Below are 17,556 nucleotides of genomic sequence, written 5' to 3' on the forward strand. Positions count from 1 at the left end.
GGCGAGGGACTGGTAGGTCAGTTCCAGGTATCCGGCAACGGGGTGCTGGAGCCGTTTGATGCCGTCGTGGCGGAATCGGATATCGTGCGATGCCCATAGGGTGCGGAATTCCGGGCTGAGCGTGGACAGTTCGCCGACGAGTTCGCGGAGGGCCTTGTCGTTGGGCTCGCGGCCGGCTTCGGTGCGGAGGAGGGCGGCGGTGGCTGCGGCGCCGGCGTCCCAGTCGATAAAGAAGTCCCGCGAGGTCGGATCGAGGAAGTGGAAGCGCGCGAAGTTCGCGTGGCCGTTCGCGGTGGTGGTGTCGCTGGCGAACATTGGAGCGTGAAGCGCCAGGCCCAGCGGGTTGGCGGCGACGACGTCGAGCCGGCCGTTGCGGACGAACGCGGCGGACATGGTGATGGAGTCAAGCAGCCACCGGACCTGGGCAGCCACCTCCGGCTCTTTGCTGCGGACGGGTGTCCGCTTTGCGGGCCGGGCCGCCCGGGCCAGTTCGAAGAGGTAGGCGCGTTCTTCATCGTCCAGGTGCAGTGCCCGGGCGACGGCTTCGAGTACATCTTCGGAGACGCCGCTGATGTGGCCTTTCTCGAGCCGCGCGTACCATTCGGTGCTCACCCCGGCGAGCACGGCGACCTCTTCGCGTCGCAGCCCCGGGACCCGCCGTCGGGTTCCGGCGGGGAGGCCGACCTGGTCCGGGTTGAGCTTGGCGCGGCGGCTGGCCAGGAAGTCCCGGATGTCGGTGCGGTTGTCAGGCAGATGGTCCATACGTCCACGGTAACCCCGGTTCACTTCGGTTAGGGGGAGACAGTTTCTTCCCCCATAAACCCCGCCCCCACTCGCCAGATGCCTTGGATTGCCAATCCATGAGTCGCAGTCGGGACGGGTCGCCGCGCTTCGTGAGCATGCCCGCACCCGCCGATGTTCCGGTAAAGGGGGGACCGTTTATACCCCGATAAACGCAGCCTTCTCCGCCGGGTGAGCAAACGGTTGAAATGGATACAAGACATTTTCCACTGCCTAAATGAGGAATGCGTATGAGCGTGCAGACAAAAATCAAGGACGGCATTACTGCCGGCAATACGAAAACCGGTGAGATCGGACGGCGGCCGAAGCTTCCGGTGGTGGTCTACGTGCTGGCACTGGGTACGTTCCTGATGCTCACGAGCGAGTTCGTGGTGGCCGGCATTCTTCCGATGATCGCGGGAGACCTGCAGGTGAGCGTCGCCCAGGCCGGATCGCTGATCACCGTCTTCGCGGTCGGCATGGTCATAGGCGCGCCGCTGATGGCAATGCTGACGATGCGCATGTCCAGGCAGCTGACGTTGGTCCTGGCGCTCATGGTGTTCGTTATCGGCCACATCGTTGTGGCGCTTGGCCCGGACTTCACGCTGTTGCTGGTGGCGCGGTTCGTCAGCGCCCTTGCCACCGGCGCGTTCTGGGCGGTTTCCGCTGTGGTGGCCACCCGCGCCGCGGGCCCGTCTTCAGGTGCCCGCGCGGTAGGGGTCGTGGGCGCCGGCGGGGCACTGGCCACCGTTCTCGGCGTGCCGCTGGGGGCATTCGTAGCGCAGCTCGTCGGCTGGCGCGGAACCTTCTGGGCCCTGGCGGCCGCCGCCGCAGTTGCCACTGTTCTCGTCGCCCGCCTCGTGCCGCACGGCGCCCCGGCGGCGCAAACAACTTCGATCCGTGCCGAACTGGCCGGTCTCCGCTCGGGCCGGCTGTGGCTGGCGCTGGCTGCCTGCGCCGCGACGTGCGGCGGCGTGCTCGCCGCCTACTCTTACATCGCCCCGATCCTGACGGATCAGGCCGGCGTGAACGCTGCCCAGGTCCCGCTGGTGCTCACCGGATTCGGTATGGGCTCGGTCATCGGCACCCTCCTCGCCGGCCGCTTCGGCGACGCCCACCCCGGCCCGATCACGATCATTACACCCGCGGTGACCACCATCCTCCTGCTGGGAATCAGCCTGCTGCCCGGTTCGCCATGGCTGACCAGCGCACTGGTAGTCCTGCTGGGCCTGTTCGGCCTCAGCGCCAACAGTGTGCTGATTCACCTGGCGGTCCGCTTCGCCGGGAAAGCCGCGACCCTCGGTTCCGCCCTAAGTGTCTCGGCGTTCAACGCAGGCACCGCCGTGGGCACCGCCATCGCCGGGGCAGCCCTGCTCTCCCCGCTCGGGACCACCGGTCCCGGCCTCGTCGGCACGATCATTGCCGCTTTGACCTTGATTCCCGCCATTGCACTCGCCCTCGCCACCCGCCGTCGTGCCGCGCGGTAAAGCCCGACGGCGCTGCGCCTGCGGTTGCCTCCGGCGCCGCCGGCGTCTCATGAACGGGCCGACCGAGGGCGGTCCACTGGCCGGGTCCTTCTCGCGATTGTCCTACTTTTGTGGCAATGATTAGGTCGTCCGCGTACGGCGAGAGTGTCTTGTGTATCAGTTGGTCTGTGACGAAGGGGCCGTGAAGCCTAGTTGCTTGGCAAGCGTCATGTCACTTCCGCGAAATCCCAAGCCGTGCCGGATTAGAGGAGGCCGAGCTCGGCGAACGCGGCAACGAGCCCCTCCTGCCGCGGACCGGCGGCGGTGAGGTCCGCGATGGCCATAAGCTCGGGGGACGAGCCTTCGATGGCGATGCCGACACCTGCGTAGGCGATCATCTCCAGGTCATTGGCGCCGTCACCTATCGCAACTGTGTCTTCGCGGGAGATGCCGAGGTGGGCGATAACGGCCGCGACACCGTCAGCCTTGCTGATCCCGAACTGGTACAGTTCGCCGGCGTGCCGGCCCTCGTCGGCCACCGAATTGGCGACGACGGCAATGCCGTCGCCGATTTCCTGGACCAGGCGCTCCATGGCAACGGGCGACTCAAAGACGGAGACCTTGGCGAAGGGCACGGCCCCACGGTCCGCAGTGGTGCGCACCGCGCCGAGAATAGCGGAAGAACCCACCGGGCCCTCCTGCGCCTTGCTGAAATGGGCGTCGAGGATCGCTCGCAAACGCTGCATCGCCGCCGGTGAAACGTGCAGCGCCTCCTGCGCCTCCAGGACATACACGGCGTCGTGCGCGTCGAGTGCCCTAACCGTTCTGGCCGCGAGATCTGCCGGGAAGCGCCGGTCCACGAGCACGGTCCCGGCCACCTCCACGTAGGCGCCGGCGCTGGCCACGATGCCATCGAAGCCTGCCGCGAGGATACTGTCGGGCAGCATCGAGACCGGCCGGCCGGTGCATAGCAGGACCCGGTGGCCGGCTTCACGCACTGCCCGCACAGCGCGCGCATGGCCCTCGGGGACCACGCCGTAGTCCGCGTAGGTGCCGTCCACGTCAAGGAAGACAGCCCGGACGGTTCCTGTGGTGCTCGGCGTTGCGCTCATGATCCGCGATCATATCCCAGCACCATCCCGATCCAGCCGGGACTCCTTCTTGTGGATTTGACGTTCTCGCTGTTCCACTTCCGAATCGGCGGCTGGCCAGAGAGGCCCGGCATCGGGTGGCGCCCGTGTTCACACCGTGCCGCCGCACGGATGTCCTAACCCGGACCGGAGCGCCCAGATTACAGGAGAGGGGAGTCGGTCCCTATGAACTGGTCCCCCTGGTGTCACGGGATCACATAGTTTTGCCCGTCCGGCGGACAGCCGTCGTTCACGCGACAGTTCCGCGCAGCGCTCGTACATCCACCGAGTCCATGCCTGCGTGCTGGGCCGCAGCGAGTCCCTCTTCACTGTCCTCAAAAACCAGGCAGTCGGCGGGGGAGACCTCCAGGCGTTTCGCTGCAGTCAGGAAGATATCCGGCGCCGGTTTCCCACGCTCGGCATCTTCTCTCGTGACAATGACGTTGAATAGATCCCGCAGCCCGAGCTCGTCGACGGTGGGCATCACAGTGGCCTTTCCTCCGCCGGTTGCAAGAGCGGTCAGAACCCCTGCCGCTGACGCTTCACGGAGAACGTTGACTACTGGCACGATTTCCCTGACGGACTCGAGCAGCTGCATGTATTCGCTGTTGCGCGCGCTCACGATCTGGTCCAGATTCAGGTCGATGTTCTGCTCGCCGCTGATGAGAGAGGCCATCTCCGGAGTGGACAATCCTGTTCGGGCATCGAACCACACCTTTTCCATTCGCGCACCCTGTGCGTTCAGGGCTGCGGCCATGGCCTGGTAGTTGGCCCCATGGCTGTTAACCAGGGTGCCGTCCCAGTCAAAAATCAAGGCGCGATAGCCAGTCCATGGCAGGGGCTCGCCGGGGGCGGCCTTGACGGTGGTGGGCATATGCGGTTGCTCCGGATAGAAAGTCGCTCACTTCGCTGGTTTGATTCGCTGGTTTGAACTGTACGCTGAGGCAATTGCGCCAGCGACGCCGGCCTGCACCGGCCAGCTGACGTCCGGGAGCCTCCTGATCCCTCCGGTGCAGCCCGGACGGCCCGGCCGGACCTGGTGATTGATTGATTCGAGCTGCTGAGGCCGGGTCTCGACCCTTGAAGTCCCGCCACAAGGCGGTCCAGTCAGGACGAAGGACGTTCCTGGCGAGGCCCGTTGCCCGCATCTGGTCCGGCACCGGCGGGAATTTTCGGTCGGGGCCGGCGTTAGGTCTGAGTATGAAAGCTATCGTGTACCGTGCAACCGGCGACCCGTCTGTTCTCGAGCTCGTCGACCGCGAGATCCGCGACCCGGGGCGCGGGGAGGCACGCGTGCGGATCATGGTCTCCGCGGTGAACCCCACCGACTGGAAGTCCCGCCGCGGGGCCAAACCGGGCGAGCCGTTGCCCTTCGCGGAGGTCGTGCCGAACCAAGACGGTGCCGGAGTGGTGGACGCCGTCGGACCCGGCGTCGAGCATCTCCACGTCGGTGACAGGGTTTGGCTGGCCTTGGCCGCCTACCAGCGCGCCGACGGCGGGACAGCGCAGGAGTTCGCCGTCCTGCCGGCTGAGCGGGTCTTTCCGCTGCCGGAGAATGCCGGGTTCGACCTCGGTGCAAGCCTGGGCGTTCCGGCGGTCACCGCCCACCGGGCCCTGACCATCGCCGAGGACGGCCCGCGGCGGCTGCACCCGGGAGCCTTGGGCGGCAAAGTCGTTCTCGTCGCTGGAGGGGCAGGCGCCGTAGGCCATGCGGCGATCCAGCTCGCCAAGTGGGCCGGCGCCGTTGTGATCACGACCGTGAGCGGACCCGCGAAGGCTGCGCTGGTCACGGCCGCCGGCGCCGATCACGTCATCAATTACCGGGAAACCCACGCGGCCGCGGAGATCCGCCGGATCGCTCCCAACGGCGTCGACCAGATCGTGGAGGTGGCACCCGCGCTGAACGCGGAACTCGACCTGGCAGTGATCCGCAACCGCGGCTCCATCGCGGTCTACGCCAACAATGGAGGCGATCAGGTGACCCTGGACGTGCGCAGGCATTTCAGTCTCAACGTCCGCTATCAGTTCGTGTTGCTCTACACCGTTGGCATGGCGGTGGTGCACGCCGCCGCCGAGGACATCAATGCGGCCATCGCAGACGGCGCCCTTCCGGTGGGAGAGGCCGCGGGTCTTCCGCTGCATCGGTTTGACCTGGCTGACACTGCTGCGGCCCACGCGGCGGTGGAAGAGAGCATCGTCGGCAAGGTGCTGATCGATGTGTCAGCGGGCTAGGCGATAACGCTTCGGGAGCCTCGCGCGGATCATCACGCGGTGCAGCCGCAGAACCGCGCGGGCCGAGCAGTCCGGACTGCGCACCGTGATGGATCAATATGGCCGCACTTTTGGGTCAACTTGGCGGACGGTCAGATATCGCGGGATTCTAGGGCTTCGGTGTCATTTTCAGGAGTCGTCTGCACGGAATGTCCGAAGTCCTCTGCACCGGGCAATCGGCCGCTGTAGAGTTGGCTGGCTCAGGGTCGGGTCCGACGCCTTAGGGCGACCCACAGCCCGCATCGCCGGCAAATGTAGGCGGGTTCGGCGCCGAGGGCATGAAGTTTCTCGCGCTGCATTGTCCGCCCGCAGCAGGTGCACTGGCAGTACGTATCAGAGGCCATGGTTCGTGAGGGCTTCCATGACTTGGACGACGGTCGGCACGCCCGCATGACCGCCGGGCGTGGGGTAGATCCGGCATGCGAGTTCACTGCTTGGTGCTCCGTCGGGGAAGATGTCGGTTCCGTCTGCGGTGATCGTGGGTGAACCGGCAAATCCGGTTCCGGCGGTATCTGCAGAAGACTTTATGGGCCGCAAATGGACGGGGACGTCACCACGCCCCAGGGCGGTCAGGGCTGCTTCGACCTGTTCGAGCGCTTTTGACGTGTTGGGGCAGTCATCGATGTGGAGCAGTTCTATTCTCATGCGGTCATTGTTCCTGTCCGGGTCAACCGGGCTATTTTGCGGCGTCGGTGAGTTTCTGGCGGAAGTCCGCTTCGCTGCTAAGGACGAGCTTTTCGCCGCCGAGGAAGAACGTGGGTGTCCCGGTCACGCCCAGGGCTGTGCCGTCGGTGACGTCTTTGCGGATCCGGTCCTTGGTCTGTTCATCCGTCACGGCGGCGTCGTAGGCGTCCAGGTCCAGGCCGAGCTCCTGCGCGAAGGTCCGGAACAGGGCGCCTTGGGAGTCCTGCTTTTCGCCCCACTGGGGCTGGGTTTCGAACAGCTTTGCGGCCATCTGTTCGTACTTGCCCTGCGCGGCCGCGGCTTCGACGGCGAGGGCCGCGGTTCCGGAGTTCCGGTGCCCGGGGAGCGGGAAGTAACGGTGGACGAACGTGATCCTGTCCCCGTATTCCTGCTTCAGTTGCTGCACGAGCGGCTCGGCGGCGCGGCAAGATTCGCATTCGAAGTCCAGGAACTCGACCAGTTGCGCCTTCTCCGTGGATGGAGATGTCACGCGGTGGCTGTCCTCCCGGACGAGCTGTGCGTCCGTGGCAGCATGCGGGGGTGTGGGTTTGGTGGCGGTGAAGATCGCGTACCAGATGACACCGCCGGCGACGATGACCCCCAGCAAGATCCATATCACCAGGCGGGCCGTCTTGGCCGGGTCGCTGGAGGCCGGGGTGTTTGTCAGGGTCCGTGTCATCAGTGGTTGATGCTTTTCTGGTCGCTGCGGGCTGGTTCTGTGGCAGTCGTTTTTGGGGTCAGAGACAGGCTGACAGCTTTCGGTTCGGGACCGGATCCGCAGCCCTCGCAGCAGCCGGAAGCCGCACTTTGCCCGGTATCCGTATTCGGAACTGCGTGCACACCCGAACCGGCCGGTCCGCCGTCGTCGTTTGTGCCGGGGCCGGGTTCGGGGGTGGCACAGCAATCGTCACCTTCCCCGTCGTGGCTTACCCCGGTATGCGGGACGGTGCAGCACACATCGCCGCGCCAGGCGTTGGTGCCTTCCCGGCCGGCGATCCCGGCGATGACCAGGGCTGCGCCGGCGTCTGCCCACCACCATCCCAGCGTGCTGTTCAGCACCAGACCGGCCAGCAGCACGGCGGAGAGGTATGTACACAGCAGCGTCTGCTTGGAATCCGCCACCGCGGTCCTGGATCCGAGTTCCCGTCCGGCCCGGCGCTGAAGCCAGGACAGCACGGGCATGATGGCCAGACTCAGGGCAGCGATGACAATGCCCGGAGTGGAATGCTGTGCCTCGCCGCCTCCGGTCAGCGACCTGAAGGAGTCCACAGAGACGAACAGTGCCAGGGCGAAGAAGGAGATCGCGATGATCCGCAGGGTCAGGTGCTCGCGCCGTTCAGGGTCTTTGGCGGAGAACTGCCAGGACAGGGCGACCGCGGAGGCGACCTCGATCACCGAATCGAGTCCGAAGCCGATCAATGCTGACGAGTCCGCGACGTTGCCTGCCCAGAGCGCGACGACGGCCTCGATGATGTTGTAAGTGATGGTCGCGGCCGCGAACAGCCGGATCCGCCGGCTCAAGACGGCGCGCCGGGAGGCCGTGTGCACGGGCTGAATTGTCGTGGTCATGCCAGGCACGTCCCGTCCGGGGCACAGCAGGCCGGGTCAACGGCCAGCACCACGCCGAGCAGATCCCTGATGGCATGTCCCAACCGGGCGTCAGCGAGCTCATACCGGGTCCGCCGGCCGTCCGGGACAGCCACCACGAGGCCGCAGCCCCGCAGGCATGTCAGGTGGTTGGACATGCTCTGCCGCGAGACCCCCAGGGAATCGGCCAGCTCCGACGGGTACGCGGGCGCATCCGCCAGGGCCAGCAGAATCCGCGCCCGGGTGGGATCAGAGACCGCGTAGCCGAACCGGGCCAGCACCGGGGCATGCGTGAGGGTTTCCATGCAACCAAAATACAGGCACCGATGTATTCACACAACTGTGTATTGAGGCGCTTTTCAGCCGGCGCTGCGCGGTGCGAACATGATCACGGCCACCCCGAGCAGGCAGATCACGGAGCCGGTGATGTCCCACCGGTCGGGCCGGAAACCGTCGAAAATCATCCCCCAGGCCAGGGACCCGGCAACGAACACCCCTCCATAGGCGGCGAGGATCCGGCCGAAGTGCGCGTCGGGCTGCAGTGTCGCGGCGAAGCCGTAGACACCCAGGGCCACGACCCCGAGTCCGGCCCACCACCATTCCTTGCCTTCGCGGACCGACTGCCATACGAGCCGGGCCTGAAAAGAAAAAAGAATTTCCGATCGGTGCGTAACCTTTCGGGCTACCCCAACGATTACCCCGTTGTAAGCGCCGCTCGGAGCCAGGACCCCCCATCGGGCACCGGCCGGCCCTGCACCGTAAGCGTCGGCCGGCGCCTTCCCCGCATCTGGTCTCCGGTCGACCCTTCACCGTCAGCGCTTGCCGGCGTCTGTCCCCATCGGGCGCCGGCCAGCCTTCCATGGCGAAAGCGGGCTGTCGACTGCCCCCATTAGGCCTCAGCCTGTTAGTTGGCAATGCTGCTTTCCTTGTTTTCGTCAATGGCGGCGGGCCGGTTCAGTGGGCCGCGTTGGCGCCATGAGGGGACTTCGATGACCAGGACCTACCGGACCTGGTGTGGAGTTCGGCGGTCACCCGCCGGGAAGAAACGATGAACAGGAACTTGGGAGAACGAGCAGACCGTGACGGCAACAGCGAATAGATCGGCCCTGGACGTTGCCGTGGATGTCCGGTTCACCCCGGCCGGCACACCCCTGGCCATCCGGCATGAGGGCCGCATCTGGGCCGCAGCCGCCGATCCGGTGCACTGGTTCATCCGGGAGGCCTGGCCGGACACCCAGCGCACGGCGGCCGTAGGCGACGGCGACCTGGTGGGCATCGAATACTGGCGCATCCAGGTCCGCCTTAGCTCAAACTCCGCACTGCGGACCTTCACCCTGCGCCGGAACCCGCCCGCTACCCAGTGGTTCCTGGAAAACATCAGCGACGGCGGCTAGGCAACAGGGACCCAGGACCGCCTGCCCCGTCGGGTAGACCACGGATGAGTTGGCCGATCTTTTCAAGCACCAAGAGCCGGAATGGGTTCGACCCGGCGCCGTCGCGGGGCTCGGTCCAGTTGCGATAGGGGTCGAGGGCAGCATTTACGGTCGGCTCAGCAGTAGCTCCATCATGCTTTGAACTGGGTCTGATGCACGTCGTGTGGAATCGGCACGAGGTTGTCGAAGCCGTCGCTGCTTGTTTCTTCGGGAACCACTCCATCGAATCTCACGTGCCGATTGTGAGACGGACACGGCTGGTTGGCAACATTAGCTCTGTCTGGATCCAGGTTCCTGCCGTGACGCGGGCGTTCAACTGAATGGAAACTCTCCCGCGACCAAGGGTGAAATCCGGGTTTGCCCAGGGTCCGCTTCAGGGGAGTCCCCGATCCTTCTGGACCATTAGTCGCCCTAGTCTGAACGTCGTGCCCACAGCAACCGTGAACCAGCGCCCCCGTACTTCGTTCCTCCTCCGCAACTGGCAGCACCTGTCCGCGCCAGCCAAAGTCCTCGCCGCCGTCGGCCTTATCATGGCCGTCTCCGCCGTCTTCCATACCGTGGTGTTCCTGCAGTCAGGCACTGCCTGGGAAGGCCCTGTCTCGTGGCGCAAGCCGATCACCTTTGGCTTGTCCCTGGCACTCACCGCCATCACGCTCGCCCTCATCGAATCTTGCCTACGGTTGCGCCCGTTGACCTCGTGGCTCCTTCTCGGCATTCTCAGCGCCGCGTTTGTGGTCGAGGCCGCGCTGGTGACCATGCAGGCCTGGCGCGGGGTACCCTCGCATTTCAACACCGCCACGCCCTTCGACGCCATGGTCTTCTCAGCTATGGGCATGACCGTCATGGTCATCGTCGTCGTGATTGTCAGCCTGGCCATCCTGAGTTTCACCTCAGCCAAACCCGGTGCCCCCGACCTCACGCTGTCCGTCCGGGCCGGTATGGTGCTGCTCGTCGCGGGACAGGTCCTCGGCGCGGCGATAATCGGCGTCGGCGAACCTGCCGTCCTGTCTGGCAACGAGGCAGCGGTCTTTGGTCCGGAAGGTGTCGTCCTCGGTGCCGCCGGCATCCTCAAATCTCCTCATGGCATCGCCCTGCATGCCATCCAGGTGCTGCCCCTGCTTGGGTGGCTTGTCCAGCGCTCCTCCTGGTCAGATGTTCGACGTCGGCACGCGGTGTGGAGCGCGGGCATCGGCTATTCCCTGGTCCTGGCAGTCAGCGTCTTCCAGGCCTACACTGGTCAGGCGCAGTTCGCCCTCAGCATCGGGACGCTCGCGGCAGCACTGGCGGGGGTCCTCCTCGTCGCAAAGCCCTACGCGGAGGCAGGCGTCCAGGTTCTCCGCGAACGCAAGGATGTTGCCGCAGGCCAAAGGCCGCGTCCACGCAGTTGACTGACCCAAGCACCAAAGCGGCGGACCCAGGCGCGGATACGCCTGAGCAGGCTGTCATTTCGTCAGTTGGCCGGTTTGCTCTGTTCCGCCGGCTTTGCGCAAAACCCTGCGCAGGGTTGCCGCCCATTCGTGGGGCATGTCGGTGTACGAGCCATGGTGACCCGGGAATGTCACCAGCTCACAGCCCAGCCGCTCTGCCAGGATGAGCGACACTTCAGCAAGCCAGGTCTTCCGTTCCTGGGTCCACTTGCCCACGGCCATAATGACCGTCACTCCGTTGCGATGAACCATTTGAACATCCGGGAGATAGTTCGTCACCGGCAGGAGTTCGAGCTTCATCAGGACACTGTTCGCGTCGAGCGAGCTGATGCGAGACTCGTGTTGCCGGAACTCTCTATGGCCGCGGGCATATCTCGCGGCTTGGGCATGTCCTTTGACAAGTTTCCTCACGGGAACCTGAATTCCGAAGATGAAACGAAGCCCTGCCAGCGAAGGGCCGAAGTGGTAGGCCGTTCGGTACACGTTGGCGAAGAAACGCTGCCACTTGGCAGCATTCGGGGATACCCTCGCACACGGCGGCTCGTGAGCGATGGCGGCCCGCACGGCATGGGGGTGGGTTCTCGCCGCATCAAGGGCAATGACAGCCCCGCTGCTGCTCCCGAAGATGAAGGCCGCCTGCTCACCGGCGGCATGGATGACTGCTACCGCATCCCGGCTTTGCTGGCTGATCTCGAAATTCTGGGGACTGTTGGAAGTGCTGCGGGCGTTCGCACGGCGGTCGTAGGTGATTACCTTGAATTCGTCTGAGAGGAGGTCCGCGACGGCCGCATACAAGTCCGCGTCCCCACCGGCTCCAGGGATCAACAAAAACGCCGGCCCGTGACCCCGTACTTCGAAGTACAGGTCATCGCCTTCCGACCTGACATGGTTCGTCGTCACCCTGACGTTGGGCTGTGGACTACCGGGTTCCCGCCCAGACGTCGTCATGATCGAACAGTACTCCAACTGGCCGGCGAGACGGCTTGAGGAGAAATCACTTCGGAACAACACTGTGACGAGCCAGGCCCCAGGGCGGACAACGTTCTGATCAAGTTACCGGGGTGGGCCGGGCGGTACCTCTGTCTCGGATAAATCGGAAGGACGCTCGCTTCCCTTGAGTTCTCCGACGTTCATGGGGATCAGGCTGTGCAGGACAGGTTGGGCGACGATCAGGCGGTCGGCCGTGACTGCTGGATCTCCGGTGCGATTCGCGCTCGCCGGGGCCTCATGGTCCAGGCGATTCCCGCCGCCCACACCAGAAGCAGCACCAGGGATCCCGCCAGGATGGTGTCCAGCACTTGGTTGGACACGGCAAACGCGACAGTCCCGGTGACCAGCATCGGGACGAGCAGCACTGCGATGGCGGGGACCCAGTGTGCGGTGAACCCATTGCGGCGCAGCACGGTGGTTACGGTAGCGACAAAGCCTGCGAGCAGCAGCAGCTTCAGGCTGTCGAGGCGGTCAATTGCGTGCACGAGTCCGAGTGTGTCCTCGGCTGTCATCGTGTCGACTTCGAGGACAGTCACCGCGGTGATGGCGGCCTGCACCAACGACGCGACCGCCGCGCCAACTCCTGCGGCGAGGGCCCATCTATTTGGACAGTCGGATCACCGTGAGAATGATGCAACGAGGCGGGCCAGCGGCGCAGGCGCATGTCCGGCCGGCAATGCGTCGACCAGCAGTGGCGCGTATCGGACCTTGTTACCGCTGCGTCCTCCGAAGAACCGGCGCAACTGCGCCGTTATTGGCCGATCTCGCAGTGACGGCTGGCGTTGGAGGAGCCGGAACGACGCGAGCTCGCCTTGAGCCGCGATGACTTTGAGCACGGCATCGATCCCAAGGCAGCGGATGAGTTCGTCCTCTAGATCGGCGTCACAGACGTAGAACCCAAGCTCGGCCAGCGAACCGGACCCGATACCTGCACGGCCGAGCGCGCGGGCGATGCCACGAGATTCCCCTGCATCACACAGGCCCAACAACCGGTGGCCTGCACCATTCGGGCCGTAGCGGTCGATGAAGTGGACGATGCTGGTCGCGCCTCCCATCGGTACGACCGACACCCGCAAGGCTGTCAGGTCATGGCCAAGGCGTAAGGCCAGCGTCTCGACCGCCAGCCGGTCACTCTCGCCCTCGACCAATACCGTCGTCGCCTGCATGGAACTAGTATGTCGGACGCCCGGCCGCGACAGGATACTCCCGGTAGATGGGTGCAAGGATTTCGCGAGTCGTCTTTCGGTGCGACCTGAATTCAGCAGTTTCACGCTCAAGGGCTGGTGAGGGCTCGCTTCGGGTTTCCGAATTCCAGCCGTTCCCGGTGATAAGTTGGTGAGCGTGACCACTGCCGACAACGAAGAATATGCTGGGCCTCGTCGGCAAGCGCCGGGTTCCCAACGCACGCAGGCTCCCAGGCAATCCCTGCGTGAGGTGCAGAAACAAGTGACCCGCGAGCGGCTGATCGAGGCCGCTTCGGAGGAATTCCGCAGCCGCGGCTTCAATGAGACGACTGCCGAGAACATCGCGAGTGCGGCCGGCGCCAGCCGCGCCACGTTCTACGTCTATTTCCGGACCAAAGCGGAGATCGTTGCCGAGCTGATGAGGCGGAGCCAGTCCGACGTGATGGCCGCCTACCGCCGCCTGGACGATTTGGAAGATCCGGACCAGGCCAGCATCCTCGACTGGCTGGACGACACCATCATGTTGTGGCGAGAGCGCTCCAGCGACTTCACCACCATGGAGCAGGCTCTGGCGAACGATGACCTGGTGACCGAGACGTGGATGACTATCCTCGGCGACACCTACAAGGTCATGCCGAGGACCTTTGCCCGGTATACGGATCCGGTGCAGCACGAACGCGCGCGGCTCCATTTGCTGACACTCCAGATGGCGCTGGACAGGACCATGTTCTTTACGATCCTTCGCGGCAGGCCACTGGACATGGCCCTGCTCAAGGACGTGTTGGCAATGCAGTGGCTGGCCTTCGTCCGCGGTGACGCCACCGCCAGCTAGACGGACAGAACCACACGTTAGAACCAGACGCCAAAGGCGCCGGACCATGGGCCCGGCGCCCTTGTTGTGGTTCAAATGCTCAGCTGAGCTGATTCAAACCGCGGTGATTCAACCTGCGCTGATCCATGTCAGCGGATCCTTCGACCTCAGTGGCTGGCCACTTCGGTCAGCTGCACGCGCTTGGAGAGGGTGAATGCCGCGATGATCGCCACGATCGAGACGATGGCCGCCGTCAGGAAGCCGGTGGCATAGTTTTCGGCCGGCGGAAGCGGAGCCGCGGGGGTTGTGTTCAGGCCGATGATGGCGGCGTAGACTGCCGTGCCGATTGCCGAGGCGGACAGCGCAATCCCCACGTAGATGGAGGCCGTGCCGGCGCCTTTCCCGGCCGGCGCTTCGGCGGCGATGATCGAGATGGCGATGGTCAGGACCGTGGTGTAGGCGACGCCGTAGAAGAGGATGCCGACGACGACGGCCCACAGCTGAGTGTGCATAAAGTACAGCCAGACAAAGGACAGCATCAGCAGGAACGCCCCGGCGGCGAGTGGGCCGCGCGGGGGAACACGGTGCAGCAGCCGCGGGATGACGGTGGAAACGACGATTCCGGCCAGGGTCATGGGGATGAACAGGAAACCGGCGGTCAGTGGATTGAGTCCGAAGCCGTAGCCGGCCAGCTCGGCAGGTGTCAGTGCCCAGCCCATCACGAAGTTGAACATCATGATGCCGGCGATGCCCAGGGTCACGAATACGGCGTAGGCGGGCATCAGTCGCGTGCTCAGCAGCAGGGAGATGTCAACGAGCGGCTGCTTGCTGCGGGATTCCGCTACAAGCGCCAGGCCAAGGCCCACGACGCCGGCGATCACCCAGGTCAGGGTGGCGGGCGAGGTGAAACCCCAGGCCGGGCTCTGGCTCAAACCGATGCAGATGGCCGTAAGGGAGAAGCCGAGCAGAGTGACGCCGGCGACATCGATGCGCTTGCTCTTGCCCCGGTTCCGCAGCGTGGCGTCCGAGTCCGAGCCCCATAGCAGCATTCCCGCCATGCTCAGGACGGTCAGGGCGGCGCCGATCCAGAAGGCGTGGCGCCACGTTGCGCCGACGACCACCATGAGTCCGCCCACGCCGAAGCCCAGCGTGACGCCGACGGCCTGGCCGCCCGCGATGATGCCGATGGCCTTTTTGCGGTCGAAGTTGCTCAGGCGGTCGTTCATGATGCCCACCACCAGGGCCTGTCCGGCCATGATGCCGGTCAGCGCGCGGCCGATCACCAGGACGGTGAAATCAGTAGCGAGTGCTGACATGATGTAGCCCACGAAGATGCCGACGATGCAGATGATCATCACCTTGCGGTGGCCGAAGACATCGCCCGCCTTGGACAGCAGGGCGATGGAGGCCGCCCCCATGAGGAGGGTGGCCAGCAGTGCCCAGGAGACCTGGGACGGCGTGAGGCCAAGATCCATGCTCATGGACTGGTAGAGCGGGATGGCCATCATGGCGCCCACTTCGTTGAGCATCTGCAGGCCGGAGAACGTCACGGCCATGAGCATGCCGGCGCGCTTCCAGGGGAGCTTTCTCTGCGTATCCGGCAGCTCTGCCGGGGCCAGTTGGACGGCCGGGGAGCCCGTCGTGGGAACTGTCATGCTTCTCCTTTGAAGAGAGGCCCGGGGGCCTCGAAGTTCTGTCTCTGGTACGGGGTCCCCGCAGCCGGCAGGCTCCAGAGCGAAGCGCCGGGAAGTGTGTTCAGACCCGGCCGGTGATGTGTGACCGTCCTCACGGGGATGAGAGAAGCAGAACACATTGGCTGGACTGTTGTCTAGTGATTCAACAAATGCTTTTTTATTTGTCGAACGTCCAGCATTTGGCTGGACATGTGTCTAGCGAACTGCAACACTGGTGCCCTACATCACAGCCCATGACCGCACTGCGGGGTGGACAGCAGAAAGGCACAACGTCGTGACTCTTGAAGGAAAAGTGGCATTCATTACCGGAGCGGCCTCCGGAATCGGCCTTGCCACCGCAAAGGCTTTCGCTGACGCAGGTGCCCGGGTGGTGGGTGCGGACATGTCCGATGAGGCGTTGTCCCGCGAGTTCTCCGCCATCCCCGGTTCACTCGCCATCGCGCTGGACGTCACCAGCAGCACGGCGGTCAACGATGCCTTTGCCAAACTCGACGCAGAATTCGGCCGCCTCGACGTGGTCATCAACGCGGCCGGCATCAACGCGCCGTCCAAGGCGGCGAACGACAAACTCGTTGACACCAACGTCCGGGCCTTCCGGGCAGCACGGGAAGGCGAGGAGTTTTTCCCCGACTTCCTCGGCGACATCACTGACGAAGACTTCCGCCGTGTCCTGGAAGTCAACCTGTTCGGTCCCTTCTATGTCATGCGGGCAGCGGCGCCCCTGCTGAAGCGCACTGGCGGCGGCTCAATCGTCAACGTCTCCAGCTCGGCAGCCCTGCTCGGCGTTCCGATGCCGCTGTACTACCCGGCGTCCAAGGCCGGAGTCCTCGGCATGACCAGGGCAGCGGCCGCCGAACTTGCCCCCTTCAATATCAGGGTCAACGCGATCGCGCCCGGCGCTGTGGACACCCCGTTGTTCCGCCAACAGCCCGAGGAAATCACCGGAATGCTGATCGGCATGCAGCCCATCAAACGCCCCGCAACCCCGGAGGAAATCGCCGCCACGATGGTGTTCCTCTCGAGCGAAGCGGGCGCCTACTACACCGGGCAGACCCTCTCGCCGTCCGGCGGCCTCCACATGTAGGGCTGCCGCTGCGCACCGTGGCAACGGTCCGCCGTCGGAAATTACGACGGCGGGCTGCCGCCACGCTTTTCATCCCCCCTTAAAACCAGGCACACAGGAGCAGGACCATGACCCACGGACTCAACGCCGAGACCATCGGACTACTAGAGCAGACCATCCGCAACGACATCAGCGCCGGCGACTACGACGGCGCCCGCATCATCGTGGCCCGCCACGGCGAAGTGGCCCTCGACGCCACCCTCGGATGGGCGGACCGCGCCGCCGGCCGCGCCATGGAAACGGACAGCATCTTCAGGGTCCTCTCGCTGACCAAAGCCTTCACCAACGCCCTGGTGTACCAGGCCATTGGCGAGGGCAAGCTCGCCCTGAGCACCCGCGTGGTGGACATCATTCCCGAGTTCTACGGCAGCGACCGGTTCCGCGCCGGACGCAAGGACCGCGTGAACCTGGCCCACCTGCTGACCCACCGCTCCGGGATGCCGGCCACGCCCGAACCGCTCCCGAACGCCCGGCTGGGCAACCTCAGAGACGTCATTGCCGCCATCTGCGAACTCGACGTGGTCCACGAGCCGGGCACCAACCTCACGTACTCACCCGCGGTCAACCATGCGCTGATGGGCGAGATGCTCCGCCGGGTCTACGGTGCCGACTCGTTCCGCGACCTGGCCGGCAAGAACCTGTTCGGCCCGCTGGGCCTCAAGGACACCCGGTTCGGTCCGCTGGAAGACTGGAAGGACCGGATGGTTCCGCTCAAGGCCTACATCCCGGACTCCGGCTGGCTCTCGGCCAAGGACATTGAAGTCCTGGACGACGTCATCAACGAGGAAGCCGAGATGCCGTGGGTCGGGTCGGCCAGCACCGCTGCCGATGTCTTCGCCTTCGCCGAAATGATCCGCCGCAAGGGGGCCCATGACGGCCGCCAGCTAATTGCGCCGGCCGTCCTGGACGCCGCCACCACACTGCAGACAGGCGACATGACCAACGACCTGTACGCCATGATCGCCCGGATGCGCGG

General features: G+C 65.1%; 19 protein-coding genes. 7 read left to right on the plus strand and 12 right to left on the minus strand.

The window, feature by feature from the left end:
- A partial coding sequence (locus tag LQV16_RS19455; RefSeq protein ID WP_229995524.1) for a helix-turn-helix transcriptional regulator occupies positions 1-762 on the minus strand: 762 nt, incomplete at its 3' end.
- Between the two features lie 269 nt (positions 763-1,031).
- Between LQV16_RS19455 and LQV16_RS19460 the strand changes: the two genes are divergently transcribed.
- Positions 1,032-2,267, plus strand: coding sequence for an MFS transporter (locus LQV16_RS19460; protein ID WP_229995525.1), 1,236 nt, complete (start codon positions 1,032-1,034; stop codon positions 2,265-2,267).
- A 242-nt stretch (positions 2,268-2,509) separates the two neighbouring features.
- Here LQV16_RS19460 and LQV16_RS19465 read toward each other — a convergent pair whose 3' ends face one another.
- Together LQV16_RS19465 and LQV16_RS19470 are read right to left on the minus strand one after the other, a co-directional pair.
- On the minus strand, positions 2,510-3,358 hold the full coding sequence (locus LQV16_RS19465) for an HAD-IIB family hydrolase (protein WP_290369402.1): 849 nt from the start codon (positions 3,356-3,358) through the stop codon (positions 2,510-2,512).
- A 268-nt stretch (positions 3,359-3,626) separates the two neighbouring features.
- Positions 3,627-4,250, minus strand: coding sequence for an HAD family phosphatase (locus LQV16_RS19470; RefSeq protein WP_229995526.1), 624 nt, complete (start codon positions 4,248-4,250; stop codon positions 3,627-3,629).
- A 326-nt stretch (positions 4,251-4,576) separates the two neighbouring features.
- Here LQV16_RS19470 and LQV16_RS19475 point away from each other — a divergent pair, with 326 nt between their 5' ends.
- A complete protein-coding gene (locus LQV16_RS19475) occupies positions 4,577-5,608 on the plus strand; it encodes an NADPH:quinone reductase (protein ID WP_229995527.1) in 1,032 nt (343 codons plus the stop codon).
- 372 nt (positions 5,609-5,980) lie between these two features.
- Here LQV16_RS19475 and LQV16_RS19480 read toward each other — a convergent pair whose 3' ends face one another.
- The 5 genes from LQV16_RS19480 to LQV16_RS19500 are packed head-to-tail and all read right to left on the minus strand — an operon-like array spanning position 5,981 to position 8,574.
- On the minus strand, positions 5,981-6,292 hold the full coding sequence (locus LQV16_RS19480) for a thioredoxin family protein (protein WP_229995528.1): 312 nt from the start codon (positions 6,290-6,292) through the stop codon (positions 5,981-5,983).
- 31 nt (positions 6,293-6,323) lie between these two features.
- Positions 6,324-7,010, minus strand: a complete 687-nt coding sequence (locus LQV16_RS19485; protein WP_229995529.1) for a thioredoxin domain-containing protein — start codon at positions 7,008-7,010, stop codon at positions 6,324-6,326.
- Positions 7,010-7,900, minus strand: coding sequence for a cation transporter (locus tag LQV16_RS19490; RefSeq protein WP_229995530.1), 891 nt, complete (start codon positions 7,898-7,900; stop codon positions 7,010-7,012). Before LQV16_RS19490 ends, LQV16_RS19485 begins: the two co-directional genes overlap by 1 nt.
- Positions 7,897-8,223, minus strand: coding sequence for a winged helix-turn-helix domain-containing protein (locus LQV16_RS19495; RefSeq protein WP_229995532.1), 327 nt, complete (start codon positions 8,221-8,223; stop codon positions 7,897-7,899). The genes LQV16_RS19490 and LQV16_RS19495 overlap by 4 nt, the downstream gene beginning before the upstream one ends.
- Positions 8,224-8,277: 54 nt before the next feature.
- Positions 8,278-8,574 carry a YnfA family protein gene (locus LQV16_RS19500; protein WP_229995542.1) on the minus strand — a complete coding sequence of 99 codons (297 nt, stop codon included), beginning with the start codon at positions 8,572-8,574 and terminating at the stop codon, positions 8,278-8,280.
- A 423-nt stretch (positions 8,575-8,997) separates the two neighbouring features.
- Here LQV16_RS19500 and LQV16_RS19505 point away from each other — a divergent pair, with 423 nt between their 5' ends.
- Together LQV16_RS19505 and LQV16_RS19510 are read left to right on the plus strand one after the other, a co-directional pair.
- Complete coding sequence (locus LQV16_RS19505; protein ID WP_229995533.1) at positions 8,998-9,312, plus strand: hypothetical protein; 315 nt, start codon at positions 8,998-9,000, stop codon at positions 9,310-9,312.
- A 464-nt stretch (positions 9,313-9,776) separates the two neighbouring features.
- Positions 9,777-10,739 carry a hypothetical protein gene (locus tag LQV16_RS19510; RefSeq protein WP_229995534.1) on the plus strand — a complete coding sequence of 321 codons (963 nt, stop codon included), beginning with the start codon at positions 9,777-9,779 and terminating at the stop codon, positions 10,737-10,739.
- Positions 10,740-10,793: 54 nt separating this feature from the next.
- Here LQV16_RS19510 and LQV16_RS19515 read toward each other — a convergent pair whose 3' ends face one another.
- The 3 genes from LQV16_RS19515 to LQV16_RS19525 form a co-directional block, all read right to left on the minus strand.
- Positions 10,794-11,726, minus strand: a complete 933-nt coding sequence (locus tag LQV16_RS19515) for an alpha/beta hydrolase (RefSeq protein WP_229995535.1) — start codon at positions 11,724-11,726, stop codon at positions 10,794-10,796.
- 221 nt (positions 11,727-11,947) lie between these two features.
- Positions 11,948-12,304 (minus strand): hypothetical protein, encoded by a 357-nt coding sequence (locus tag LQV16_RS19520; RefSeq protein WP_229995536.1) that lies wholly within the window; start codon positions 12,302-12,304, stop codon positions 11,948-11,950.
- 81 nt (positions 12,305-12,385) lie between these two features.
- Positions 12,386-12,934, minus strand: coding sequence for a TOPRIM nucleotidyl transferase/hydrolase domain-containing protein (locus LQV16_RS19525; protein ID WP_229995537.1), 549 nt, complete (start codon positions 12,932-12,934; stop codon positions 12,386-12,388).
- 175 nt (positions 12,935-13,109) lie between these two features.
- Between LQV16_RS19525 and LQV16_RS19530 the strand changes: the two genes are divergently transcribed.
- Positions 13,110-13,784 (plus strand): TetR/AcrR family transcriptional regulator, encoded by a 675-nt coding sequence (locus tag LQV16_RS19530; RefSeq protein ID WP_229995538.1) that lies wholly within the window; start codon positions 13,110-13,112, stop codon positions 13,782-13,784.
- 146 nt (positions 13,785-13,930) lie between these two features.
- Here LQV16_RS19530 and LQV16_RS19535 read toward each other — a convergent pair whose 3' ends face one another.
- Positions 13,931-15,418, minus strand: coding sequence for an MFS transporter (locus LQV16_RS19535; protein WP_229995539.1), 1,488 nt, complete (start codon positions 15,416-15,418; stop codon positions 13,931-13,933).
- A gap of 331 nt (positions 15,419-15,749) precedes the next feature.
- On the opposite strand from LQV16_RS19535, the gene LQV16_RS19540 reads away from it, so the two are divergent.
- Together LQV16_RS19540 and LQV16_RS19545 are read left to right on the plus strand one after the other, a co-directional pair.
- Positions 15,750-16,541, plus strand: coding sequence for an SDR family oxidoreductase (locus LQV16_RS19540; protein ID WP_229995540.1), 792 nt, complete (start codon positions 15,750-15,752; stop codon positions 16,539-16,541).
- Between the two features lie 107 nt (positions 16,542-16,648).
- Positions 16,649-17,556 (plus strand): serine hydrolase domain-containing protein (locus tag LQV16_RS19545; RefSeq protein WP_229995541.1); only part of this gene is annotated, 908 nt, incomplete at its 3' end.

This window comes from Arthrobacter sp. Bi26 (assembly GCF_918697925.1).
In the GTDB taxonomy this organism is placed as follows: Bacteria; Actinomycetota; Actinomycetes; order Actinomycetales; family Micrococcaceae; genus Arthrobacter.